Source organism: Wolbachia endosymbiont (group B) of Scrobipalpa ocellatella, from assembly GCF_964188425.1.
Taxonomy (GTDB): Bacteria; Pseudomonadota; Alphaproteobacteria; order Rickettsiales; family Anaplasmataceae; genus Wolbachia.
On sequence record NZ_OZ077190.1, the window covers coordinates 965,037 to 990,641 of the forward strand.

General features: G+C 34.5%; 19 protein-coding genes and 2 tRNA genes. 13 read left to right on the forward strand and 8 right to left on the reverse strand.

The window, feature by feature from the left end:
* Window positions 1-7: 7 nt before the first annotated feature.
* Both AB3210_RS04490 and AB3210_RS04495 read right to left on the reverse strand, forming a co-directional pair.
* Complete coding sequence (locus AB3210_RS04490) at window positions 8-1,414, reverse strand: ankyrin repeat domain-containing protein (RefSeq protein ID WP_052264743.1); 1,407 nt, start codon at window positions 1,412-1,414, stop codon at window positions 8-10.
* A 214-nt stretch (window positions 1,415-1,628) separates the two neighbouring features.
* Window positions 1,629-4,427 (reverse strand): PD-(D/E)XK nuclease family protein, encoded by a 2,799-nt coding sequence (locus AB3210_RS04495; protein WP_179943890.1) that lies wholly within the window; start codon window positions 4,425-4,427, stop codon window positions 1,629-1,631.
* 108 nt (window positions 4,428-4,535) lie between these two features.
* Here AB3210_RS04495 and AB3210_RS04500 point away from each other — a divergent pair, with 108 nt between their 5' ends.
* From AB3210_RS04500 to AB3210_RS04525, 6 genes are all read left to right on the forward strand, one after another.
* Entirely contained in the window at window positions 4,536-7,595 is a 3,060-nt protein-coding gene (locus AB3210_RS04500; RefSeq protein ID WP_007302652.1) for a phosphoribosylformylglycinamidine synthase subunit PurL, read from the forward strand.
* A gap of 77 nt (window positions 7,596-7,672) precedes the next feature.
* Complete coding sequence (locus tag AB3210_RS04505) at window positions 7,673-8,185, forward strand: hypothetical protein (protein WP_007302651.1); 513 nt, start codon at window positions 7,673-7,675, stop codon at window positions 8,183-8,185.
* 262 nt (window positions 8,186-8,447) lie between these two features.
* Window positions 8,448-8,525 (forward strand) — tRNA-Arg (locus AB3210_RS04510).
* Between the two features lie 82 nt (window positions 8,526-8,607).
* Window positions 8,608-9,726 carry a molecular chaperone DnaJ gene (dnaJ, locus tag AB3210_RS04515; RefSeq protein WP_012481762.1) on the forward strand — a complete coding sequence of 373 codons (1,119 nt, stop codon included), beginning with the start codon at window positions 8,608-8,610 and terminating at the stop codon, window positions 9,724-9,726.
* Window positions 9,727-9,895: 169 nt separating this feature from the next.
* Window positions 9,896-11,530, forward strand: coding sequence for a ribonuclease J (locus AB3210_RS04520; RefSeq protein WP_052264735.1), 1,635 nt, complete (start codon window positions 9,896-9,898; stop codon window positions 11,528-11,530).
* 446 nt (window positions 11,531-11,976) lie between these two features.
* Window positions 11,977-13,233 carry a Tol-Pal system protein TolB gene (locus AB3210_RS04525; RefSeq protein ID WP_012481764.1) on the forward strand — a complete coding sequence of 419 codons (1,257 nt, stop codon included), beginning with the start codon at window positions 11,977-11,979 and terminating at the stop codon, window positions 13,231-13,233.
* 38 nt (window positions 13,234-13,271) lie between these two features.
* Here AB3210_RS04525 and gatC read toward each other — a convergent pair whose 3' ends face one another.
* Both gatC and AB3210_RS04535 read right to left on the reverse strand, forming a co-directional pair.
* On the reverse strand, window positions 13,272-13,625 hold the full coding sequence (gene gatC, locus AB3210_RS04530; RefSeq protein ID WP_052264736.1) for an Asp-tRNA(Asn)/Glu-tRNA(Gln) amidotransferase subunit GatC: 354 nt from the start codon (window positions 13,623-13,625) through the stop codon (window positions 13,272-13,274).
* Entirely contained in the window at window positions 13,615-14,535 is a 921-nt protein-coding gene (locus tag AB3210_RS04535) for a ribose-phosphate diphosphokinase (protein WP_052264737.1), read from the reverse strand. The genes gatC and AB3210_RS04535 overlap by 11 nt, the downstream gene beginning before the upstream one ends.
* Before the next feature lie 286 nt (window positions 14,536-14,821).
* Here AB3210_RS04535 and AB3210_RS04540 point away from each other — a divergent pair, with 286 nt between their 5' ends.
* The gene (locus AB3210_RS04540; protein ID WP_052264738.1) at window positions 14,822-16,900 is read left to right on the forward strand and encodes an AAA family ATPase; all 2,079 of its coding nucleotides are present in this window, start codon (window positions 14,822-14,824) and stop codon (window positions 16,898-16,900) included.
* 383 nt (window positions 16,901-17,283) lie between these two features.
* Here AB3210_RS04540 and tkt read toward each other — a convergent pair whose 3' ends face one another.
* A complete protein-coding gene (tkt, locus tag AB3210_RS04545) occupies window positions 17,284-19,212 on the reverse strand; it encodes a transketolase (RefSeq protein WP_052264739.1) in 1,929 nt (642 codons plus the stop codon).
* 113 nt (window positions 19,213-19,325) lie between these two features.
* Between tkt and rpsD the strand changes: the two genes are divergently transcribed.
* From rpsD to lipA, 6 genes are all read left to right on the forward strand, one after another.
* Window positions 19,326-19,940, forward strand: coding sequence for a 30S ribosomal protein S4 (gene rpsD / locus AB3210_RS04550; protein ID WP_006012690.1), 615 nt, complete (start codon window positions 19,326-19,328; stop codon window positions 19,938-19,940).
* 10 nt (window positions 19,941-19,950) lie between these two features.
* Window positions 19,951-20,037, forward strand: a tRNA-Leu gene (locus AB3210_RS04555).
* Between the two features lie 20 nt (window positions 20,038-20,057).
* Complete coding sequence (iscX, locus tag AB3210_RS04560) at window positions 20,058-20,252, forward strand: Fe-S cluster assembly protein IscX (RefSeq protein ID WP_007302643.1); 195 nt, start codon at window positions 20,058-20,060, stop codon at window positions 20,250-20,252.
* Between the two features lie 330 nt (window positions 20,253-20,582).
* Window positions 20,583-20,843, forward strand: a complete 261-nt coding sequence (locus AB3210_RS04565; RefSeq protein WP_254229807.1) for a DUF721 domain-containing protein — start codon at window positions 20,583-20,585, stop codon at window positions 20,841-20,843.
* A 54-nt stretch (window positions 20,844-20,897) separates the two neighbouring features.
* Window positions 20,898-21,212 (forward strand): 50S ribosomal protein L28, encoded by a 315-nt coding sequence (rpmB, locus tag AB3210_RS04570; protein WP_007302640.1) that lies wholly within the window; start codon window positions 20,898-20,900, stop codon window positions 21,210-21,212.
* Window positions 21,205-22,077 (forward strand): lipoyl synthase, encoded by an 873-nt coding sequence (gene lipA, locus AB3210_RS04575; protein ID WP_007302639.1) that lies wholly within the window; start codon window positions 21,205-21,207, stop codon window positions 22,075-22,077. The genes rpmB and lipA overlap by 8 nt, the downstream gene beginning before the upstream one ends.
* 369 nt (window positions 22,078-22,446) lie before the next feature.
* On the opposite strand, the gene AB3210_RS04580 is transcribed toward lipA, so the two are convergent.
* The 3 genes from AB3210_RS04580 to AB3210_RS04590 all read right to left on the reverse strand — a co-directional run bounded on the left by AB3210_RS04580 (window position 22,447) and on the right by AB3210_RS04590 (window position 25,473).
* Window positions 22,447-23,274 (reverse strand): hypothetical protein, encoded by an 828-nt coding sequence (locus tag AB3210_RS04580; protein WP_052264918.1) that lies wholly within the window; start codon window positions 23,272-23,274, stop codon window positions 22,447-22,449.
* A 120-nt stretch (window positions 23,275-23,394) separates the two neighbouring features.
* Window positions 23,395-24,219, reverse strand: a complete 825-nt coding sequence (locus AB3210_RS04585) for a hypothetical protein (RefSeq protein ID WP_052264919.1) — start codon at window positions 24,217-24,219, stop codon at window positions 23,395-23,397.
* 105 nt (window positions 24,220-24,324) lie between these two features.
* Window positions 24,325-25,473 (reverse strand): hypothetical protein, encoded by a 1,149-nt coding sequence (locus AB3210_RS04590; protein WP_096097220.1) that lies wholly within the window; start codon window positions 25,471-25,473, stop codon window positions 24,325-24,327.
* Between the last annotated feature and the right edge of the window lie 132 nt (window positions 25,474-25,605).

The window sequence follows — 25,605 nt, forward strand, 5'->3', positions numbered from 1 at the left end:
TCACTCTCTATAAGGCTATTCTACTTAGAGCTTGAATAGTGAAAACATCTTTAAGCGCAGAAGCTATACCTTTGTTTGCTTTCTCTTTTTTTACTTCTACAATCATATAACCCAACATTGCACCTAACGCTAGACTAACGGTCGCTGATGCTGCACAAACTGTAATCACTGCTCCCGCAGAACATGATATTGTCATACCTGCAACATAACCTACTATACCACTAACACCAATGCAGACGTATTTCTTCCGTAGCTCTTTTTGTATATGACTTTTCAGATATTCTTTTACATCTAAATGCCCGTTTCTAGTAGCATAATTCAGAGCAGTGTTTTCATAGCCATCTTTCACATTAACATTTGCTTTTGCTGTTTCTATCAGGTACTTTACTACCTCTAAATAGCCACTTCCAGCAGCCCACATTAGAGCAGTTCTTCCATAGTGATCTGTTGAATTAATATCTTCTTTCTGTTTTTCTATCAGGTATCTTACTGTTTCTAATTGACCATTTTTGGCAGCTGAAAATAATCCTGCATGATTGTTAATCATTTGTGCAAATGATAATGTTTTTAGTTTAGGGGGTTGTAACTCTTGAGTATTAAAGTTTAATTGTGCTGGAACAATTTCTACTTCAAGCTCTACATGTTCTCTTGTGAAACGATCAAGTAGCCTTTTTACCTGATCAATTGTTTGAATTCTTACCTTATAATACCACGATAAAGAATTGATTATTTCCCTGTTGTTAAGAAAAAATATCACTAATTCTATTTTACCTGTTAAATCTTTAGCATAGATTGAGTATTCTATATTTAATCTATCTTGTGCAATATTTCGTATTGTCTCACTCTCTGTCCAAATTCTTACCTGTTCATTAATTCTCTTACTTACAAGAAAATTATATAATTCACTATCTTCTTCCTTCATTTTATTGAGCTCATCCTTACAGTCATACCAATAAGATGATAACTCTGGTATACAAGTAGGAAGAGGCAAGCGAGGTATTGACATATCAAGATTAGCTATTAAATGATATCTAGTTAGAAGCTTTGCTATCTCCGTATGGCCATTTACAATAGCATATGTTAGGGCAGAGAATTGACCTTTACGTTTCACATTTAAATCAGCTCCATTTGCTATTAGAAGTTGTACTACCTCAAGATGACCATGGGCAGCAGCATGAATTAGAGCAGTTATGTTTCCCGGAGATTCTGCATTAACATTTGCTCCCTCTTCTATCAAGTATTGTAATATCTCTAGTTGACCATTGTCAGCAGCCCATATTAAAGCAGTTCTCCCATAATCATCATCTATTGTATTAATAATTGCTCCACCCTGTATAGCTTGCTGAACAAAATCTAGCTGTCCTTTTTTAGCAGCATCAATTAGCTGCGCATTTAGCTGTTTTTGTGATGGCATATACCCCTCTAAAATAAATATACAATCTAAAGCTATTTTAGCCACTATTCAAGTTTTAATGGCTAAAATTGATTGAATCACTTTTTAGTGTTTTTTTATGGTTGTTTGAGTCTAGCAAAGATGAGTCTATATCACAATCTAGTAATTCTCCTACTGCACTTAGTAAACCAGCTGTACAACCAGCTATTTTGATCTGGATGAGAGGAGATATAATTTATAACCACTCCCCTATCCTTTCTAGTTGTTTGTAGATGTTAAATCTCAGGAATTTATCAAAATAAGGAGAGGCAATGAAGGGAGTAGTATCTCTTAAATAATTAGATAAGAAATCTGGTAGAATATTCTGAAATTCATGCATTTTTTGTCTATAATCTTTCAAAGCAATAACCTTTATTTTATCATAATCAAGTTTCCAATAAGCAAGCTCCGAGACTTCTTTTTTTGTTGTGTATTCCACTGCTAAAGCTTGTAAAATTAATTGCGGGAAAAATCCTGACATAACTTCCTCATTGGAAGGTGGTGAACCAAGTTTATAGTCTATAATTGCTACTTGCCCACCTGGTAGATACTCAACTCTATCACATCTTGCTGTCAATAAAATTTCTTCTGTCATTCGAGTATCTGACCAGCTCTTATTACACAATTGTCTGGTGTGTTCATTTGCAATCAAATTTTTTGGATCCAAGTAGTCAAGCACTGGGATGACACCCTTATTCTTAGTGGAAGTTGTACAGCATCCGCGCAGTTGTGTGTCACGCGCTGGAATATGAAATATCGGATAGGAAAAGCTCTTCTCCAACTCAACTTGATTGTTTCCAGTCCTATCAAGCTCAACAAAAGATTGAATTATCCTCTGCAACCTTACCCACCACATATTTGAAAAGTGGAATCGATTAGACGAGAATATTTCTCGTGCAATATTCATCAGCGACTTTTCGTTGCGTAAATATCTTGCAAGAATATTGTGTACCATAGTGCCAAACTCCAATATCGATGGCTTAAAATTTAAGTCTTTCAACTGTCTAAGGTTCAGTATGTATTCAACATAAAATGAATAAGGGTTACGAATCAGTTTTTCTACCGCACTGCAAGACATCACTTGCATTTTTGCTTGCCTCACTTCAGTTTTAGGTTTTGGCATAGGCTGAGTACATGGAACAATGCACTCAGGTGTATTTAATATTCTTAGCCAATTGCGATAAGGATATTTTGGTTCTTGTAACAGAACTTCCAAACGGCGCAATAGAATTGATTTTCTATCACTCACTAGCCTCGTAATATAAACCTTGCCGGCACCAAATAAATTGCGCAAAGTATACAAAAAGTACCCTTGCTCTTCTTGCACAGAAGGAAGGTTAAATTTTTCTCTATTCAGTGCACTCAAAAACGGATTCTGAAAATTTGGTATATCATTAAATCCAGCAAGTACTACAACCTTATTGTGATATAAGCTGAATTTATCTAAGTTATTTTCTGGAGAAAAAAACTTCCTTTTTAAAAATAATATCAGGATTTGGCTATATAACTCTAAGGAGCATTTTATTGCTACATCTTCACATGCATTTAAGAAATCACGAGTAAAATTACCTATTTCACCATTTAGCTCTAAAAAATTGATATTAGAAAGGACATTAACACACTGCAAATGAGCTGATGCCACATCAAAAATGGGATAATTTACAAGATACAGTAAAGGATTAAATATAATCTTTAACTTACTGATAATAATTAATATATCTTCTTTATGTCTTAGCTTTTTACAAGTATTAATAGCGTTAATAATATCCTTAAGACCATTTGTATTAAAGCTACGCAATACTTCTATCTCAAACTCAGATAAAATACGAGTGTACTCTTCTTGAGCGTAACCAAAAGTCACTAGCCTATGTTTAAGAAGAGAAAGCAATGCCACACCGTTCCATTTTGAGTTCAAAATCTCAATACTATAAAGCAGAAGCGTCACATAAGAATAGTTTTCCGATATGGTACACGCCATACGATCTGCAAGTAATTTATCAAAGACAAACAAAGAAGCGTTTTCATAACCTTCATTCTTTATAATTAGTGACGTCACTTGTGCTTCTTCCTCCCTTGAATCACAAGTGATGACTTCAATATTTTCAATTGATCCGCCACCAACTTCACTTAGATCAGCAGTTGTATCGAAGATATAATCAAGATATTCCTCAGGACTTCCTGTTATCCCAGCCCTTTCTTCTGTCATCCCAGTGCTTGACACTGGGATGACACCAGAACACGCTTCTGACAGAAAACTAACATCCCTTCTATCCACTTTTAAATAATCGAGTAAATCTTTCAGGCAATGTTGATAGTGTTTTTTATCAAGTGATTTCCAATCTTTTTCGTTCATTTTCAAATTCAGGTTAGGTAGAATTATCTTTCCAAATGGCAGGTCATATATAGCCTTAATCAATAACTTGTAGATTTCACCCTTTCCAATTCCAATAAAGATCATATGCTGATCTTTCTGCAGGAAGTTTATCATATTGTTTATGTAGTCATTCTTATGCTTTAGTATATCTATTACTCCCAAACCTTTTAAAGTTTTACTCCAAGTTTTGATAAGTAAATTTATGAAATTCCCTACTTTTTTTGAGTGCTCATCAAGTTGATAATCACCCTCTATTTGGGTATATTGAAGCAATGACGGCAAACTGTAAACCAGATCGATTGGAAAATTATCATTGTTTTTTTTATTCCACTCCAATATAAATTGAATGAGTAGCAGTGTTCTTTTTGTTGGGTTGATAACTTTAACTCTATCAAGATTTAATATTAAATCTTCTTCATCAATGTTTTCTAGTGAAACTATCTCTGGCAAAATTATAGTTCTGTAATTCTTGAATGCACTCAGCAATGCTATAACATCCCTCTTGCAGGGAAGTATGATCTTTATCTCGGGAATTTTTTCTCTTTCATATTCAGAAAATATGTGCTGAACCAGCACATCAAAAAGGGACTCATTCACATTAACAGTAAAAACTCTTCCCACTAACAGTAACAATTAATACAACACTTTTATTGTATAGAAATTATTTAAAATATAAATGTGCTCGCAGTTTCTTATGCTATGATATATTAAAGTCTTTCACAATATTACATGGCAAACATCAGAATAGAAGTTTTTAATAAATGTGAACAAGTTAGCCGCAGAAGGGTAGTTAATGTTTACTTGATTTACATAAGCAAAGAATTACCATCAAAATTACATGAAGAAATTTGTGGGCTATTTTATAATAAAGCCATACAAGACTGCCGTTATTATTCCTACAATGAAAACCTTGAAGAAGTTCAATATAACTTCATAGAATCACAAGCAAAGTGGGGCTTGGAGATAAGCTTTTTACCTGGCATGACCGATAACGTAGGAAACACGGCAAAACAAATTGTTAGAGAATATCTAATGAGCAAACGCCACATTGATGAAAGTGTTTCTATCAAGGCAAGAAGTTCAAAATTGATTCTAAGTCAAGGAGGTTTTCCAACCGAAGATGACATAAAACAGGAATTCAATCCTATTACTGAATATTGCACACTTTTCCATAAAGAAAACGGCAATTGCCATTGGAAGTATTACAGTAAACAAAATACCCCAGTTGGTGTCATTACAGCGCGTGACCAGGAAAAAAAAGAATGGATTCCAGTGTCAAGCACTGGGATGACACCAGGTAATAATGGAGCAAAATCTGTCAAACTCAATGTAAGTGACCAAGAGCTTGAAAAAATCAGCAGAGATGGAATCGATGGTAATGGCACTTTAGGGCTCTCGCTGGCAGCAATGAAAGCTATAAAGGATTACTTTAAAAAACTCGGTAGAAATCCATATGATATTGAACTTGAGTCTCTGGCACAGACTTGGTCTGAACATTGTAAACACAATATTTTTTGCTCCCCTATTGATGAAATAAAAGATGGTCTATATGCTCATTATATTAAGCGTGCAACGCGTGAGATAAATTCTAACATATGCGTGTCAGTTTTCTCCGACAACGCAGGAGGAATAATTTTTGATGACGATTACTTGATTGTAGATAAAGTTGAAACTCACAATAGTCCTTCAGCTCTCGATCCGTTCGGTGGAGCAATGACTGGAGTGCTTGGAGTTAATCGAGATATAGTCGGTTTTGGCAAAGGTGCAGAACCTATCATGAATACTTATTACTTTTGCTTTGCCAAAGAATCAAAAGGCAAACTTTATAGAGATAAAGAGCGTACTGATAAAATCTTACCACCAAAATATATAATGAAAGAAGTGATTCACGGTGTTAATGTTGCTGGTAATTGCTCAGGTATTCCAACGCAACTTGGATCGGTATACTTTGACGATAGATTCTGTGGAAAGCCATTAGTTTTTGTTGGAAGCATCGGAATTATTCCACGGAATATAAATAATGCACCTTCACACATAAAAGAACCCAAAAACGGTGATAAAATCGTAATTATTGGTGGAAGAGTTGGAAGGGACGGAATTCACGGTGCAACTTTTTCTTCAGAGGCATTGTCGGGAAACAGCCCTTCAACAATTGTGCAAATTGGTGATCCTATAACACAAAAAAAATTATCCAACGCCGTCGTAAAAGCAAGAGATCTTGGTCTTTATAATGCAATAACGGATAATGGAGCAGGCGGTCTATCATCGTCCATTGGTGAAATGGGAAAAGACGGATTTGAAGTTGATTTGAGCAAGGTTCTCCTTAAAAACGATGGTATGGCTCCGTGGGAAATATGGATATCAGAATCACAAGAGAGAATGACCTTAGCAGTGCCAGAAGAAAATCTTCCTGCGTTTAAGCAAATCATGAAAACACATGATGTGGAGGTCTGTGTAATTGGAGAATTCAACAAAAGTGGCAAAGCCGTTGTTAAATGTCCCCCAGGAGAAGTAATAATGGACATCGAAACTGAATTTCTGCATGACGGTAATCCCAAAGTGCATTTACAGACGAAACCGTGGTCTAAGGAGTCTGCTGTATCCTTTCCTGTCATCCCAGTGCTTGACACTGGGATCCAGCAGGTAAAGCCTGCAAACATTTTACGCCAAAACCCATACGATGGTAGAGCTGAGCGTGAAATGGATTCCAGTCTCAGCTACTTGCATGACACCTTTGAACTAAAAGAAATGCTAAGCAGACCAAACATACGCAGCAAAGAGTTTATAGTGGTGCAATATGACCATGAGGTTCAAGGATCGTCAATACTGAAACCACTGCAAGGCAAGGGAAGAGTGTGCAGCGAAGCTGTTGTCTCGAGGCCAGTCCTTTCTTCAAACAAAGGTGTTGTAAAATCGCAGGGATTTGGCTCAAGTTATGGAGAAATTGACACTTATCACATGGCAGCATGTGCGATTGACACTGCCATACGCAACTACGTAGCTGCAGGAGGAAATATAAATCATCTAGCGTTGCTCGATAATTTTTGCTGGTGTGATGCTTATAATCCAGAAAGATTGTGGCAACTAAAGAGAGCTGCAGAGGCTTGTTACGACTTTGCAACTGCATTTAAAACACCATTCATATCCGGAAAAGACAGTATGTTCAATGACTTCAAGGGATATGATGAAAATGGCGAGAAAGTGATGATATCTGCACCACCTTCACTACTCATTTCAGCAATTGGAATTATAGACAATATTGAAAATGCGGTATCGCTTGATGTGAAAATGCCAGGGGACTTGATATATGTGCTTGGTACAACCTACGATGAGCTTGGTAGATCTGAATATCAGTTATATAGTGGAATAGATAATAACAACGTGCCAAAAGTTAATGCAAAGAGCGCTAGGAAGTTGTATGAACGTTACAACCAGGCAATAAAAGATGGCATAATTGTCTCTGCAATTGCACCAAACTTAGGCGGCTTAATTATTGCTTTGGCAAAATCGCTAATTGCAGGAGACCTTGGTGCTGAAATTGATCTTTCACTAGTACCAATAGGAAAAACACAAAATACAGACATAATAAACAAGATAATAATGTTTTCTGAATCGCAAAGTAGAATATTAGTAACCATTGCCCCGCAAAATCAGCGGAAGTTTGAAGAATTGTTTAAAGGTATAGTTTTTTCATGTATTGGAAAAGTGACAGAGGAGAAAGCTCTCAATATAAAGGATATTATAAGAATAGATTTGAAAGACTTAGGTACTAGTTTAAATAACTTTTGATTACGCTAGACAAATTTTTCATTATGTGTAATGTCTGATTAAAATAAATGCATATTATTAAATTTGGGTAGGTGATTATGTCCATTTTATCAATACTCTTGCTTATCAGTCTTTCTTTACTTAACACTTCAAATAAATTAATGATATGTGCTGCCTTATTTGTGGGAGCTACTTTAGTTGTAAACTCAATGGTTGAGTTTTATGGTAGAAGCAAAGCTACTTACAGCTTAATAGTGTGTACAGTGATATGCTGTCTTTTTAAATTGCAAAATTTTGGTTTTATGATACTGGTTCTATATACTCCAATTTTAATCTCTCTTCTCTCAAGCATAGTTGTTTTTGAAGAATTAAAGTCGAAATTGAATTTTCATATGGCAAATTTCATCACTTTAATTATAGCATCGGTCATTGATAGTACGATTATTTGTGTTGGACTACTATACAAAATTTCTGCAGGTAAATGCTTATCAATATATATTAAAGATTTAATTTTCAAGTTTTCCTATGCATCGATATTGAGTATCTGCTTGTTTGTAGGAATGTATTTATTCTCCTTGGCAAGCAAGAAGTATTTTAAGGTTTCTGCATAACCCGTCTTCTGATATAGCCAAAATAGTTTAGATTTAACTATAACCGTCATTCCGCTATTTGTTAGCAGCTTGGCAGTATAATGTGAAAAGCTCTTATTCGGATAGCGGTTCTAAAATCAAAGTAATTGGAAACTGTTAACTTAAGTTATCCTTTAAGAGAGCTAGTACAATTTCTTACAGGTTTCATACATGATAAGAGTTTTATTTTTAGCTAAACCAATTGAAATAAGCTATAAAATCTGTTAAAGTCAGCTTTGTGCAAGCACCCTTAGCTCAGTTGGATTAGAGCATTTGACTACGGATCAAAAGGTCGGGCGTTCAAGTCGCTCAGGGTGCACCATATTTTATAGGAAATAGAGGTCATACTTGAAATTCATATATGTAATACCTATCTTTAAAGGTAAAATACTGAGCTATTATATATGAACAAAAAAGACTACTATGACCTGCTAGAAGTGAGCAGAAATGCTAGTACTGACGAGATAAAAAAAGCATATAAAAAACTAGCATTAAAATATCATCCTGACAGAAATCCTGGTAATAAGGAAGCAGAGGAAAAATTTAAAGAAGTAACAGCTGCATATGAAGTTCTATCTGACTCTGAAAAAAGAGCAGGTTATGATCGTTATGGTCACGATGGTGCTTCCGGTGGATTTGATTTCAGCCAAGCTGGAGGGGATTTTAGTGATATATTTAACGATTTTTTTGGTGGAGGATTCGGCGGCAGTACAAGTAGGTCAAGAACAAAAAGAAGTACAACAGGAGTATCTGGAGCAGATCTGCGCTACGACCTTAAAATTACCTTGGAAGATGCATTTAAAGGAATACAAGCACCTATACATTATGTGACAAATATAAAATGTAATACATGCCAAGGCACAGGTAGCGAAGGAGCAATCAAACCAGTTCAGTGCAACACATGCCAGGGAAGCGGTAGAATTAGAACTCAACAGGGCTTTTTTACCATTGAAAGAACGTGTACTACATGCTATGGGGAAGGAGAAATAATACAAAATAAATGTAAGAAATGCGGTGGAAGTGGGCGTAAAAGAGATGAAGTAAATATCTCCGTTTCAATTCCAAAAGGCATAGAAGAAGGAGCTAAGGTAAGGGTCAGTGGTAAAGGAGAAGCTGGAGCAAGAGGTGGAAAAAGCGGAGATTTATACGTATGTGTGAAAATAGCTACTCATCAGATCTTCACTCGCAATAGAGCAGATTTACACTGTAAAGTGCCTATAAGAATGACACTAGCAGTACTTGGTGGTGAAATCGATATTCAATCAATTGATGGAGCTAAAATAAAAGTAAAGGTCCCTGAAGGCACTCAAACTGGTACCAAACTACGTTGTAGGGAAAAGGGTATGCCATATATGAACTCACATGCTCGTGGTGATTTATACGTACAGGTAATAGTTGAGACTTTAAATCCAAAGAATTTAACCCAAAAGCAGATTGAGCTATTAAAAGCGCTTGAGGAAGAGGAACATGAAAGTGTAGAGCAGAAATCTGAAGGATTCTTTGGAAAAGTAAAAAAAAAGTGAGAAATTTGCTAAATGATATAAAGAGGTAGCTGTCTACACTTAATTCTTTTTACCAATTTGAAAGCCTTCTCTTTTAGTGAAAAGATTTTTTTAAGTTATGCAAAAGTGATAAATTCCTTTATTTAAGGTCGAAGTTTTGCTATCCTCGCATTTTAATAATTTAAAATTAATGAACATAAACAAAAATGAGTTTTTATTTCTTCCTCTTGGAGGAGTAGGAAGAATTGGGATGAACGTTAGCCTATATCATTATCAAGGCAAGTGGATTATGATCGACCTTGGTATCGGTTTTGCAGATGAAACTATGCCAGGTGTTGAGCTACTCATTGCTGATGTAGATTTTATTGCTCAAAGAAAAAAAGATTTGCTTGGAATAATAATTACACATGCACATGAAGATCACTGTGGTGCAGTGCCTCATCTGTGGGAAGATTTGCAATGTCCCATATATACAACAAAGTTTACAGTTAATTTTCTCAAGGAGAAACTAAAGGAGTTTCGATTGGAAGGTGTGGTACCTGTGAAAGAGGTAGACATAAATGGCAGCATAAATTTGGGTCCTTTTACCGTTGAGTTTATAAATGTAACTCACTCAATTCCTGAGGCAAATTCAATATTAATTAGCACTGAAGCAGGTAGTGCACTTCATACTGGGGACTGGAAATTTGATCCAAAACCTGTTGTTGGATTAATTTCTAATATAGAGCGTTTAAAAGAAATTGGCGATAAAGGTGATCTACTTGCAGCAATTTGTGATTCAACAAACATACTGAGCAAACACGACCCTGAATCAGAAAGTGAAATTTATGATAATATTTACAATATAATAAAGCGGTCTAAAAAATTGGTTGCTGTCTCGCTATTTGCCTCGAATGTGGCGCGAATTCAAACAATAAGCCAAGCTGCAAAAGCACTAAATAGAAAAGTGGTTTTACTTGGCAGATCTTTATGGAGAATAGTGAAAGTTGCTCAGGATAGTGGTTATTTAACTGATTCTCCTGAGTTTCTAGAAGCAAAGGAGGCAGTAAATTTTCCAAGGGAAAAGCTGGTGCTACTTTGCACAGGTTGTCAAGGTGAGCCACTGGCAGCTACCGCAAGACTTGCCTCTAAGAGTCATCAAGCATTTAAAATGCAGCAAGGTGATACCATGATCTTTTCATCAAAAATCATTCCTGGCAATGAAACTCGTGCACATAACACGCTCAATGCCTTTATTGAGATGGGAGTGGAAGTTATTACTGAAAAAACAGAGAATGTTCATGCTTCCGGGCATCCAGTAAAAGCAGAGCTAAGGGAAATGTATTCTTTGATAAAACCTAAGATGTCTATTCCGGTTCATGGTGAGTATATTCATACGGATGCACATGTAAAGTTTGCTAAAGAGTGCGGTGTGAAAAAAGCAATAATGATTGCACCAGGTGATATTGTTAATTTGGAAAATGGGGAAAAAGTTAGCTCCATTGATGTCGACTACTTTGGTATTGATGGTATGTTACTCCGTCATCCAGAATGCAGCGTTATAAAAATGCGTGAGAGAATGAGAGATGCCGGAGCTATCGTAGTGACAGCAGTTGTAAACAAGAAAAATAAACTGCTTGCTAAGCCAAAAGTATTTGCACCTGGTGTTTTCGAAGCGCAAAAAGATGCAGCCATTATGCAAAAGATCATAAAGAAGGTTGAGTCAGCATTTGACTCACAGCCGATAAAAAAAATAAGAAATAAGATTGAAAGTTCAATATTTAGTATCTTAAAGGAATATTTACTAAAAAGACCTATAATTGAAGTCCAAATAGAACAGGTATAGAAGTATACCTCTTTTTATTAACCATTATTTGAGTAAGAAGTTAACAATGTATTCTTTGATGTTATTTCAGCATGCAATACTGGAATCCGTAAAAAAAAATCAGTGTCAGATCACACAACTATACAAACATTGTGATTTGAATCTACCAGAAGGGTGCCATCTCAACGCCCAGGCAAACATTGTAGTTTTAGAGCAATCTCCACCAGTAGAGTGTCATCCCAGTGCTCTGACACTGGAATCCAGTTTTTCATGCAACCTTGTCAAAGACGTTTATTTTAGAATAAAACAGCTACTTTTATGCTTGCCACCTCAGTGCACTTACTTGCAGTCAAATTTCTGGATTCCAGTGTCAAGTACTGCAGAAATTGATTTACTCTACTGTCATGCAGTTTAACTTCAAAAGTAAGCTATTTGCTGAGATGAAAGGAGGTAATGCAAGAAATCTAATGAAGCTATTCGTTCAACTGGTGTTATTTATTTCGTTATTTATTCCTTATTCCACAAAAGCTGTTTTATATGTTGATATAAAAAAAAGCAATATTGGTAATATTGATCTTGTTGTATCTAAATGTGCATGCAAGACAGAAGTGGAAAATGAGCTAAGTGAAAGCATCACAAAAGTAATTGAAACAAATCTATCTAATTGTGGCTTATTTAATGTGAAACGTGACGCGAAAGTTGAGTCTTGGAAAAGCGATACTGTAGTCACAATAAGTTTAAGTGAAGTATCAAACAGAAATTTAGAGCTATCTTTTCGTTTATCTGACAGCTTTACAAACAGAGAATTGCTTACTCAGTCGGTTGTTTTTCTAGCAAAAGACTGGAGGAAAATTAGTCATCTTGTTTCAGATCTGATACATGATAGATTGATTGGTGAGAAAGGGCATTTCAATACAAAAATTACATATATCGCTGAAGAAAAAGATAGCAATTACAAATCCGTCCGTAAAATTGCTGTGATGAATCAAGATGGAAGTAATATAAAGTACTTAACAAATGGTGAGAAATTTGTGTCAACACCAAGATTTTCACCAAATGGAAAGGGTATTGTTTATATATCATACACAAATGGTAAAAGTTATATAATATTAAAAAATTTAAAAGATAACACTGAATCAATAATCAGCGCATTTGAAGGAGTTATTTCTGCACCAAGATTTTCTCCTGATGGTAAATCTCTTTTTATTTCCCACTCATTGAGTGGTGAAACAAATATATTATCTCTAGACTTAAGCAGTAAACGAACAAAAAAAATTACTAAAGGTTCAGCTATAAGTACTTCTCCCTCTTTGTCTCCAGATCAAAAGTACATGGTTTTTAGTTCTGATATAAGTGGAAGTCAGCAACTATATATCATAGATTTCACTAAAAAAAGCAAAAAACCCAAGAGAATTAGTTTTGGAAATGGAAGATATGCTACACCTGTTTGGTCGCCAAAAGGAGATCTGATAGCTTTTACAAAAATTCAGTCAGGAAAATTTTACATAGGAGTTATGAAGCCAGATGGCAAAGAAGAGCGCTTGCTTTCAGAGGGACATAAAATTGAATCTCCGGCATGGCTACCAAATGGCAGAGAAATTATCTTTACTAACGCAGAATCACCAAGCAACTCTAAATTATATTTAGTAGATTTAGTAAAGAAAAATCAAAAAATGGTTTTTACTCCAACGAATGCTTCTTTACCAGATTGGTCTTATTTCTGAAAGTAGATCTATAAAATCGTTATAAATCTTGCTTTATCTTAATCGTTTATAACCTTCGGTACTACGAAATACCCATGCTCTGATTTTGTATTGGATAATATTTCTTCTTTAATGTTTTGAGAATTTATAATATCATCGCGTACATGGACATCCTTATCTATAGTTCCATAACGCATAGGAGAAACACCTTCAGTATTAACTTTCAACAAAGTATCATGTATCCAATCCAGCATTGTCAGTTCTTTTGAGTAGTATTTAATCTCATCATCGGATAACTTAATCCTCACAAGCTGTGCAGTTTTAAGCATTTCTTCCTTAGTAATTGTTATTTTTCTCTTATTTGCAAATTCTATTAACGAAGTGATAACATCTTCTGTTGATCTAGCTGGCACTTTTACCTCCTTGCATAAAGCAAATTAAAATATTTGCAATTGAAACAACCTCTATCTTATCATTTTTTTCAAATTTGTGAAATACGGTGTCCGTAATTACTAATTTATCCAGAGAAGAGGAAGAGATTTTCTCAACTGCATTTCCTGAAAGTACGCCATGTGTAATGCATGAAACTACAGACTTTGCTCCTCGGTCTTTTAAAGCAAGGGCTGCATTACATAATGTTCCGCCAGAGTCAACTATATCATCAACAATGACACAATTTTTGTTTGCAACTTCTCCGATTACATTCATTACCTGAGATGTACCTGCTTTTTCTCTATATTTATCTACTATAATAATATTATTATCCAACTTGTGTTTTTCCTCTAAAATCTTTGCAAAAGCACGAGCTCTGCCAATTGCTCCAACATCAGGCGCAACTATTGCCAAGTTTTCCTTGTATATAGAGTTAACAAATACTTCAAAACAGCTTAGATTAGTAACTGGTATATCAAAAAAACCTTCAATTTGACTTGAATGCAAATCAATAGCAGCAACACTGTTTGCACCAGCTGTTTGAATAAGATTTGCAGTTAATTTAGCACTTAAAGCAGATTGCATATTATTGTTTTTAATAACCCTGTCCTGCCTACTGTATCCGTAATAAGGAATAATAGCTGTTATTCTCTTGGCTCCAGATCTCTTTGCTGCATCAATTGTAAGCAGAAGCTCCATAAGGTTATCATTTACAGGGGAAGAAAGAGATTGTACTATATATACTTCTTGATTACGTAGATCATTTGCTACTTCTACATTTACCTCACCATCGGCAAATCTTGACACCTGATTGGGGAATAGCTGAGCATTTAGCCCACTTGCTATTGAATCTCCTAATTGTTTACTAGCGCTACCTATTATTACCTTCATATATACCAATTAAGTTTTGAAAATTATACAGAAACCATGGAATGATTAAAACTTTATTCTTGCTGCCAAGTAGCTCATAGAAACGGAAAAGTTACTCGAAACATTTCACCAGTTTCCTTATCATGCAACTTGTTCTCACAAAGGTACGTACTGTTTTTCTACTTAAAAATAAAGTAAATTTTTTATGATACTGAGCATCTTCTATAATTTTTCATTTGATTTATTAAAAATTTGACAATTATTAAAATATAGACTAAAATATTTATATATTTAATGGAGAAACGAAATGAATTTTAATGAACTTGTTAAAAACGGCTGTCTAAAATTGGACTTTAAAATAATAACCGTAAGTGAATTAGTAAGCTTTTTAGAGATTAATTCTCATATTACAAAGCTTAGTTTAAAAAGCTGTTATATTGGTGATGAAGGAGCAAAAGCTTTAGCTAATGGTAATCTTGCAAACCTTACTCAACTTGATTTAAGTTCGAACAGTATTGGTGATGAAGGAGCAAAAGCTTTAGCTAATGGTAATCTTGCAAACCTTACTCAACTTGATTTAAGTTCGAACAGTATTGGTGATGAAGGAGCAAAAGCTTTAGCTAATGGTAATCTTGCAAACCTTACTCAACTTGATTTAAGTTCGAACAGTATTGGTGATGAAGGAGCAAAAGCTTTAGCTAATGGTAATCTTACAAACCTTACTTCACTTGATGTAGCTTTGAACAACATTGGTGATAAAGGAGAAAAAGCTTTAGCTGATCTTAAAAAATTTAATGTTAAAGGTATAAAAAATTTTGGAACAATAGATAGTTTGATAAATAAACTCACACAAAGTAACTCTTCAATAGAAATTTTTGATCCAGCTAAATCGGAAAATAAAACAACACTTGATGATATTATAATTCCAGAAAGCGTTAAAAAGGAGCTAAACAAGATTCTTGGTACTATTCCAGAAAGAAATAAAGAATTACTTAAAAAGATAGGTTACAAACCAGAAAAAGGCTATCTTTTTTATGGTCCACCCGGAAATGGTAAAACCAAAATTGCTCGTGCAATTGCATGTCAAGCTAATGCAAAGTTTATTAGTGTTTCTGCATCTGAATTTCTGAAATCGTATATTGGTGAAGGTGAAAAGTACGTAAGAGAAATTTTTAAAAAGGCAAGAGCAAATGCTCCTTGTATAATTTTTATAGATGAAATTGATTGTATTGCTACAAAACGTGGTAGCGGTGGTAGTTCTAGTCATGCTCAATCATGCGACAGCCTTGTGAATCAGTTTTTAACCGAGCTCGATGGTTTCAACTCACTAGAAGGTGTAACAGTGATTGCTGCAACTAATCGTAGAGATGTTTTAGACAAAGCGTTTATTAGGCCAGGCCGTCTCTCTAATCATATTGAAATTCCTTTGCCAGGTCGTGCCCAGCGTAAGGATATATTGAACTTATATATAAAAAAATTCAAAGTTATTGAAGGGTTGGAAGTTAAAGTAGATACTAAAAAACTTGCAAATAAAACTGATGGTTTCTCGGGAGCTGAGTTAGAATATTTAATAGATGAAACAACAAGGGATATTATATCTTTTTTTGAAGGTGAAGGAAAAATCACTATTGATACTAATAACTTCATTCAGGCAATTGAGGAGAAGAAATCTAAAGAGCCTGAAGGTGAGCAAGTTAATAATGATCTAGAGTCACTCAATAGTCCTGTTGATAATGAAAATAATGTAGAAAGTCATAGCTCTGCAAATAGTGGTCCAAATGTTGTAGATACTCAACAGTTGGCTAAAGTGACTAAATTACTTAATGGTATACAAACTAAAATTAATGCGCTACAGAAAGAACGTGAGGAAAGATTTGAAGAACTTGACTCTGAGAACAGCTACTTAAAACAGGACCTAGATTCTGTAAGGAAAGACTTAATTAAAGTAACTCAATGTACTAAAGAATACACTCAATTAAAGGATGATCTAAAGACTATCACTGAAAAATATACTCAACTACAGAGTGAATTCGAGAATATGGTAACAACCGAACTCAAGAAACATGAAAGCACACTAGAGAAGCGTTTTGAAGATCTACAAGAACAATTTGAAGGTAAAAATAAAAAGCTAAATAGTAAATATGAAAAATTCTTAGGAGCAAGCAACAATAGTAAAAGGCAAGGTAGTTACGCCTCTATTTCTTTTGTATTATCTGGAGCATCTGCTGTTGGTGCAAGTTTGACAATGTTTCATTTAGCAATGTGTCTTTCATTCGCTGTAGCTGCATTAATTTTTCTTGCAGCAGGATGTTACTGTTTGTATAAGGCAAATACAACACTTAGTAATGTTGAAATTGATCAAACTACTAATCTTGTAGTTGTTTAGATAGTTTTTAGGCTTTTAAATCTGTACCTGTTTGGCAAGTTAAAAAGTCCTTGCTGGTGCTGTAGCTTAAATTGAAGAAAATGGCGGAAGTGTAGAGTGAGGTAGTTTTTGATCAAAAATTTAAGATATTTTTAAAAAAACCACCTTTCTTGACGCGTATGAACACTCCCAAATTTTTTATAGGTTTGACTTCACCTGATTTACAAATAGAAATTGGTTGAGTGTTTGCCATTTATTCTTATAAACAGCATTTTGCTTTTTTTAGCACGTAGCAATTCTTGAATTCTATGATATTATTTTTGTAAAATTGTTATATATATCATAATAACGGTACTGGCTGAGTTCATTAAGTAATTTTATGCGCAGCGTAATGACAAAAAGTGTTATTCACAAACACATTTTACTACATAATCAGCGCTAATATTAAAATGCTTATAAAGAGCTTCATAAGGTGCTGATTCTCCAAAATTTTTCATGCCAATAAATATACCGTTTGAGCCTACATATTTATGCCAACCCATTTCACTTCCAGCCTCAATTGCAACTTTAATGCTGTCATTATTTAATATTGCCCCTTTATATTCATCACTTTGCTCGTCAAAAAGCCTCCAACACGGCATAGAAATGACCCTTGTACCTACACCTTTTTCCTGTAATTTTTCTCTTGCCTCAACTGCAATTTCAACTTCAGATCCGGTAGCAAATATCGTCACTTCTAGCTTCCCTGAATATTCGCATAGTATATATGCACCAAATTTTGATAGGTTGGCCAATTGGTCAGTATAAGAGTGCATGTAATTAATATTTTGCCTTGAAAGTGCAAATAACGATGGAGATTCTTTTTTTTCCAATGCAATGCTAATGCACTCCAAAGTTTCAATTGCATCTGCTGGCCTAAAAACATACAGATTTGGTATAGCTCTCAGAGAAGCTAAATGCTCTATTGGCTGGTGAGTTGGACCATCCTCCCCTACTCCAATTGAGTCATGAGTCATTACATATATAACCTGCTGTTTCATCAAAGCTGAAAGACGTATAGCAGGGCGGCAGTAATCGGAAAATACTAAAAAAGTTCCACCATAAGGAATAATTCCACCATGAAGAGCCATACCATTCATACAATCTGCCATAGCGTGCTCTCTCACTCCATAGTGTACATAAGAGCCACTATAATTATTACTATCTATTGCCTGCATGTGCTTATATTTAGTACAATTTGAACCGGTAAGATCAGCAGAGCCACCAATTAGTTCTGGCATAGACTTAGTCAATAGTTCCATTACTCTGCCGAAAGAAGACCTAGTCGCTTCTTTTGGCATTAGCTCACATATTTGTTTCTTCAGGTTAGCTAAGTCATTTTCGATATTGTCTGGCAAACGTTTCTCAAGTCTTCTTTGTAGTTCTTCATTGATCAAGGATGTATAGTTTTGCTTTGCCCTCTTAACTGTTTCTATCCAAGCGTTTCTCACATCTTCTGGTACATGAAATGGTTCATAGTCCCAATTTAATTTTTCTCTCATCTGTTTTACATCTTCCTCTGTAAAGGTACCACTATGAGCAGAAGATGTGCCAGCACGGCTCGAAAATTTTCCGATAATAGTTTTGCAACAGATTAGTGTAGGTTTATCAGACTTTTGTGCCTGTTCTATTGCAAGGGATATGGAATCAAAATCATGCCCATCGATTTTGTCAACATTCCATCCATACGCTGAAAAACGCTTTTCTACATCATCAGAACAAGAGAGGCTAGTAGAGCCGTCTATAGAGATGTCATTGTCGTCAAAAAGTGCTATCAGCTTATTTAATTTAAGATGCCCAGCAAGGGACGCTGCTTCATGGCTTATACCTTCCATAAGACAGCCATCTCCTAGCATTACATAAGTGTAGTGACTGATTTCAAACTGCTTTTCAAGAATCGATTCAGCAAGTGCCATGCCAACAGCAGTGGCAAATCCTTGACCAAGCGGGCCTGTTGTTGCTTCTATACCAGAAGTTAAGCCAAATTCTGGGTGACCTGGAGTTTTTGATGTAAGTTGCCTGAAGTTTTTTAGTTCATCTATACTAATGTAGCCTGTCAGATATAATATAGAGTATTGCAACATTGAACCGTGACCATTTGATAGGACGAAACGATCTCTACTGATCCATTGAGAATCATCAGGGTTATGGTTTAGGTATTTAGCAAATAATACAGTGGCAACATCTGCCATGCCAAGTGGCATACCTGGATGTCCAGAATTTGCTTTTTGTACTGCATCAATTGATAAAAAGCGGACAGCATTTGCCATGGATTTTAGTAGTAGATGATTCATGTATTAATAGGAAAACTTAAAAGTGAAGTATACTATATCATAGTGGCAAAAACAAGTTGACACTTAATGTTAAAATCATTAATAATTTATAGTTAGATTGTGAGAATTTTTGTATGACAACTGTTATCAATAGAAAGTATAGAATCAGTCGCAGGCTTGGTGTAAACTTATGGGGTAGAGCAAAAGATTCGGTCAATAAAAGAAAATACCCTCCAGGTCAGCATGGTATTCTTGGATTTAAGAAGTTATCTGATTTTGGTAAGCAGTTTGCTGCACATAAAAAATTTAAGTTCTACTATGCAATTTCAAGTAAGCAGCTTAGACGTACATTTTTAGATGCTTACAAAAGAAAAGGTTATACGGCTGATAATTTTATTGGTGCCTTGGAATCAAGGTTAAGTTCTGTTTTATATCACTCTGGTTTTGTGCCAACAATTTACTCGGCAAAACAGCTTATATCTCATAAACATGTTACAGTTAATGATAAGGTGGTTAACATATCAAGTTATAGAGTGAAGCCTGGTGATATAGTAAAAATAAGGGAAAGAGCAGCAAAAATTCCTATATTAATAGAGGCTGAACAAAAACAAGAACGTAAGGCTCCAGATTATTTAGAGGCAGATAGCAAAGCACTTTCAGTGAAGTATTTGAGAGCGCCTCAATATTCCGAAGTCCCCTATTCAGCAGACATGGAAGTCAATTTAGTAGTAGAATTTTACTCTAGATAAACAACATAAGGCCCGTGTGGCGGAATCGGTAGACGCAGCGGACTTAAAATCCGTGGGTTTTGCGACCTTGGGAGTTCAAGTCTCCCCATGGGCACCAGTTTAATTTATTAAAAAAGTATGAAATGGCTTGATATAGAAGATATTGCAGAAGCTCTAGAAGAGAAATTTCCAAATGAAGATATAATTAGTATTAGATTCACTGAACTTAAAAGAAAAGTCTTGGATTTAGAAGAGTTTGATGATGATGAAAAGTATTGTAATGAAAAAATATTAGAGGCCATTCAAGCAGCTTGGATTGCAGAAAGATCTTAAAAAACAGATAGCTATAAGAAAATTACTGCATACAGTAAAAAGATAATTTTCTTGGAAATACTATACTTTACCCGAATTTTAATTAGCTTCATAATAATTTAACAAATTAAAATTAAAAATGATTACAAGGTAGGAAACACAAAATTCTGGCAAATGCTAGATATACAAATACTGCTTTTTATGTGTGAGGACGAGGATCATGAAAACAATAAGTTAGTTTTTTGTATAAGAAAGTTGTAATATAATTTAATTTTAAGCACTGGAAAGATGTTTAAATATAGCGGGCCAAAGAAATTAAAATCTATAATAGAAAACTATGCATTAAAATGCATGAAAAATAAGATCAGCAAAAATGAAATACGTCTTATTTTAAACTGGAAAAGTATAGTTGGAGAGGAATTAGCAGAATGTACAAAACCACAAAAGATCTCATACGCACAAAACGTAAATTCTGGTGTTCTGCATCTGTTAGTAACAAATGGCAGTAAAGCATTAGAAATGCAGCATATGGTTTCTCTTGTAATAGAAAAAATTACAGTGTTTTTTGGCTATAAAGCAGTATACGGTATAAAAATCAAGCAAGGGAGTTGACTATTTAACTATATAAGGTTAACCTAGTTACATAGGATAAATTGGTATATTGAAGTGAGTAGAATTTGTGAATTAACAAATAGAAAAAAGTCTTTTGGTAATAAGGTATCGCACTCAAATCGTAAAACAAAGCGTACCTTTCTCTTAAATTTACATAAAGTTACATTAACGAGTAATATATTAGAAAAAAAGTTTAGCTTTCGTATAGCGACAAGAACTTTAAGAACTATAGATTACAAAGGTGATCTTGATGCTTTCTTGCTCAACACAAAAACAATTAAACTAAGTAAAGAAGCGCAAAAGATAAAAAGAAGATTAAAGAAAGTTTTAGCAAAACAAGAGGTAGAGCTAGCTGTTTCAGATGCATAGTAAGCCTACATGGCTCAGAGCAAAAGCTCCAGCTGGTAAAGTATTCAATGAAACCTTAAACACTGTTAAGCTACATAACTTACATACAGTATGCGAAGAAGCTGCGTGTCCAAATATTGGTGAATGTTGGAATAAACGTCATGCTACTGTGATGATTCTCGGTTCTGTTTGTACTCGTGCTTGTGCGTTTTGCAACGTTGCAACTGGCATTCCTGATAAGCTCGATCCTCATGAACCAGAAAATTTAGCAAAAGCAATAAAAAAGTTAAATTTAAAGCACGTTGTCATTACCTCTGTTGACCGTGACGATTTATCAGATGGTGGTGCAAATCAGTTTATAAGGTGTATAGAAGAAATTAGAAAGATAACTTCGGAAACAACAATAGAGATTCTCACTCCTGATTTTTTAAATAAGAAAGGAGCATTTGAAGCAATAGCTATTGCATCACCTGATGTTTATAACCACAACATCGAAACAGTACCAAGGCTGTATGCAAAAATAAGACCAAGAGCTCGTTATTTTCATTCACTATATTTGCTAAAGATGGTGAAACAGATTAATCCTAAACTTTTCACGAAGTCAGGGCTTATGGTTGGTCTTGGAGAAACAAAAGAAGAAATCTTTCAGGTTATGGATGATTTACGTAGCGCCGAAGTTGATTTCATTACAATTGGTCAATATCTGCAACCAACTCCAAAGCATGCAAAAATTGATAGATATGTTACTCCAGAAGAGTTTGAGCATTATAAATATATTGCTTATTCTAAAGGCTTCTTGGTAGTTGCATCAAGCCCATTAACGCGGTCATCGTACCACGCTGAAGAAGATTTTAACAGACTTGCTGCTGCTAAAACTTCAACCTAATTTAACCTATCTGTTCAAAGAAATGTGCACTCCCTTTCTTTTCATTCAAGTAGCCTCTTATCCTTCCAGTAGCCCATCGGTGTTATTTCAGTAACACCTGTTATTCGAGTAGCCTAACACTGAAACCAAGAGGACTGACCAGGCAATCAGAACTGGTCACGCGCTGGAATGACACCGTCATAAATTGCTAGGCCTTCATAATGTCATCCCAGTTTCCTCTTTACTCTTGTCATCCCAGTACTTGATACTGGGATCCAGAAGACTGATTAGTCAATCAGAACTGGTCACGCGCTGGAATGACATCATTTTTTTTTGCATGAAAAGACTGGATTTTCATGATACCCACTTATTAGTTTCGTCTAATTTATTTTACCACTCTGCTGAACGGATACATTCTAACTGAGAGCAAAGCACACTTACATCATTTAACACCTTCAGTGGCTCCCCTAGACTATGTTCCACTTTTGTCTCAAATTTAAATCCCAAATTTCCAAAAAATTCTTGAAAATACTCAATAGTAATGTCACACAAACTTCTACCACTTGTTTTATAATTTTTCAGCTCTTTCGGAATAATAAGAGACACTTTACCATCTTCATATGTTACATTTCTACCCTTACAGTTCAGTTTAAATTCTACTGAACTGTAAAAACCTGGTGTTTTGATATCACTAGCAAGATCACTGCTAAGTACCCTTATACATTCCATGCTAAAACTGAGTTTTAGACAATTGGAACTATGGCAATCCATACTATAAGTTATTATTATATCAGAATCTAACACAAGCAAGCCAAGTGGAAAAAGAGCCTTTAATAAACGCAGAAACAAAAAATGATTATATCCTTCTTGATGATAACTAGTTATCAATTCTTCTATAATAGAGTCATTTGGAACTGTTGCACCAACACGTATAAACATTTCCATAAAGACTACTTTAAGAAACAAACAATAGTTTCTTTTCCCTTTTTCATTCCCTAAAATGAGATCTTTATGTTTTGAATATAGCTCCTCGATAAGCTCATTGGTTATTTTTTGTTTGTTGATAGTAAGGTTGTGTGATCTATCAAGGTCAATATATGTGTTGTAACCAGAGTTTATGCTACTCCAACCACCTGATTTCATTGGTATAGATTTTAAATCAGAATACTTGAGCTTTTTTACTTCAGATTTCAATGCGTTAACTATTTTTTTTGACATATCACAATCTTATATTATATACGTATTACGTACTTTTCATCATAAGTAAAGGTTTTCTGTAAAACTTGATTTACTTTTTATTATACTCACCTTATTAAAAAAAGCGGAGATTTCAATATCTTATTTTAAATTCTTCAAGTTTAGATTCTTGTCTTTGGTTGTATTTATATCACTTAATACTCCAAGTGGCTTATCCAGATTATACTCAAAATTTTCCTCAAAAAAGTGAAATCCAAATTTTTCGCAAAATTTCTGAAAATACTCAATAATAACGTCAAACAAATTCTTATCATTTGCTTTGTAATTTTTCAGCTCCTTAGGAATAGTGAGAGAAACCTTACCTTCTTCATATATCACATTTTCACCTTCACATTTTAGTTTAAACTCCACTGAGTTTTGTAAATCACATACTAAAATTTTATTACCGTTATATATACCATCATTTACGCTAAAACTGAACTTCAGATAATTTGGATCTTCACAACTTATATAGGTCCTTTCTCTGTAAGAAGGAATTAAATAGTGGAATGAATACATGCACAATCCAAAAGAACGAAGTGCTTGACTTTGAGAAGAAAAGAATTGCTTGTACCCAGACCTGTTATAATAAGTTATCAATTCTTCCATAATAGAGTCATTTGGAACTGCTGCACCGGCGTGTACAAATACTTCCGTGAAGATTTGCTTAAGAAACAGACGATAACTCCCTTTTTTGTCCTTATCTTCTGTAATGAGATTTTCATGTTTTAAATATAAATTTTTAATGAAATCATTAGTTATTGCCTTCCCATTAATAACAAGGTCACAAACAAATTCATATTCACTATTGAAGTCCATATCCAAATCCTTATATGTTCTATAATCAGAACTTTCTGTAGACTTCAAATCAGCATATCTCCTCTCCCTCGCCTTATCTTTCAACTCATTAATCATTTTTTTTGACATATATACTATTAATAGCTCTTATACTATAATATATATATAACTATTAACCTTTTAATAATATAGACTATCAACTGTAACCTGAGTTACTTTCCGGTTTACACTTGATTACTCTAACGATAGATTTTCCAATTCCATCTGATCTACTTGTACTTTTTCTAACTCACTTTTTACCTGTTTATGGTATAAGTTTGCTCCTCTAGCCCAAGATAGGTCACCATTTATTGTACAAACGTAATTGCCATTGTCCTCTTCGAAGCAAAACAGCTTCAGTTTACTTTCGTCTTGACCAATTAATTCACTACGAATTACTTCTACAGTATAAAATTGACCCAAATTCATACTTACTTCAGGATGTTGCATATACCTTAACACCCGTGGCTCATATAATTTTCTTATCTCACCATTTTTGAGATCACCTATTGTACACTCTATCTTCTTTAATCCGTATTTAATAACTCTCACTAATCTCTTCGTCTCATAATCCCACAGCTGTTCTTCTTCCAATCTTTTACATGCGGTAAAAAATTGTGATTCTTCTCTTTGCATAAACCGAGATAAACGTTCTGCCAACTCATAGCACATTTTTTCTTGACTCAGTATTTCTCTTTTATATTGAGCTAAAATATTAATCGCTATACTTGGACAACTTACTGCAATCAAGTCATTATTTAAATCCGTTTTAATAATTTTGCCGCTCTCTTGATTAACATGTACAGTAACTTGCCCTAACAAAATTCCCTTAGAAATCGTTATGTCTTTTCCTATATGAGTGTCAATGGCTTTTAAAGAATCAAAGTCTATATATATTGCACCTTTCTCTCCTGTCATTTTTTCTGAAAGAGCAAGAGCAATCAATCTAAAGGTATCTATTTCAACAGCAAAATACATCCTTTGCTCCTCTGACATATTATACATATTCTTAAAGAAATCCTTTATGCTAATGTCTTCACCATCTACCTTCCATCCTGTATCTATTTCGCTCCAGTCGTATTGGTGTAAATCTACAACATGCACTCCTTCCATTCCTTTCAGTTCACGCTTTAACTCATCTATTTGATTTTCTTCAAATCCAGGACCATTTATAACCAGATATATGTCCCTCTCCTCTTCATTTGTTAATTTATGATTTTTGATTATATCTAAGTAACTAAGATCACTATTCTTACCATTCAGTAGAGACGCACCATATACTCTTGGCACCCAAGTTAGTATTATTGGTGCTTTATTTGATAATTTTTTTACATTACCGATCATTATTTTACCTCAACACATTAACATACTCATATTATAATGAAATTTTAGCGGCGTACAAATAAAATCTCCTAGGGGCTTAAACATTCTCGTTTCTATATGTAGGTGACTGTTTCGAAGAAAATTATTTTTCAG

Bases quoted from the DNA above. Each gene is read 5' to 3' on its own strand.
- AB3210_RS04520 (WP_052264735.1), top strand. From the start codon at position 9,896: ATGAACATAAACAAAAATGAGTTTTTATTTCTTCCTCTTGGAGGAGTA.
- AB3210_RS04490 (WP_052264743.1), bottom strand. From the start codon at position 1,414: ATGCCATCACAAAAACAGCTAAATGCGCAGCTAATTGATGCTGCTAAA.
- rpsD (WP_006012690.1), top strand. From the start codon at position 19,326: ATGACAACTGTTATCAATAGAAAGTATAGAATCAGTCGCAGGCTTGGT.
- AB3210_RS04540 (WP_052264738.1), top strand. From the start codon at position 14,822: ATGAATTTTAATGAACTTGTTAAAAACGGCTGTCTAAAATTGGACTTT.
- AB3210_RS04580 (WP_052264918.1), bottom strand. From the start codon at position 23,274: ATGTCAAAAAAAATAGTTAACGCATTGAAATCTGAAGTAAAAAAGCTC.
- AB3210_RS04500 (WP_007302652.1), top strand. From the start codon at position 4,536: ATGGCAAACATCAGAATAGAAGTTTTTAATAAATGTGAACAAGTTAGC.
- AB3210_RS04535 (WP_052264737.1), bottom strand. From the start codon at position 14,535: ATGAAGGTAATAATAGGTAGCGCTAGTAAACAATTAGGAGATTCAATA.
- iscX (WP_007302643.1), top strand. From the start codon at position 20,058: ATGAAATGGCTTGATATAGAAGATATTGCAGAAGCTCTAGAAGAGAAA.
- AB3210_RS04590 (WP_096097220.1), bottom strand. From the start codon at position 25,473: ATGATCGGTAATGTAAAAAAATTATCAAATAAAGCACCAATAATACTA.
- dnaJ (WP_012481762.1), top strand. From the start codon at position 8,608: ATGAACAAAAAAGACTACTATGACCTGCTAGAAGTGAGCAGAAATGCT.
- AB3210_RS04525 (WP_012481764.1), top strand. From the start codon at position 11,977: ATGAAGCTATTCGTTCAACTGGTGTTATTTATTTCGTTATTTATTCCT.
- AB3210_RS04565 (WP_254229807.1), top strand. From the start codon at position 20,583: ATGAAAAATAAGATCAGCAAAAATGAAATACGTCTTATTTTAAACTGG.
- tkt (WP_052264739.1), bottom strand. From the start codon at position 19,212: ATGAATCATCTACTACTAAAATCCATGGCAAATGCTGTCCGCTTTTTA.
- AB3210_RS04585 (WP_052264919.1), bottom strand. From the start codon at position 24,219: ATGTCAAAAAAAATGATTAATGAGTTGAAAGATAAGGCGAGGGAGAGG.
- lipA (WP_007302639.1), top strand. From the start codon at position 21,205: ATGCATAGTAAGCCTACATGGCTCAGAGCAAAAGCTCCAGCTGGTAAA.
- AB3210_RS04505 (WP_007302651.1), top strand. From the start codon at position 7,673: ATGTCCATTTTATCAATACTCTTGCTTATCAGTCTTTCTTTACTTAAC.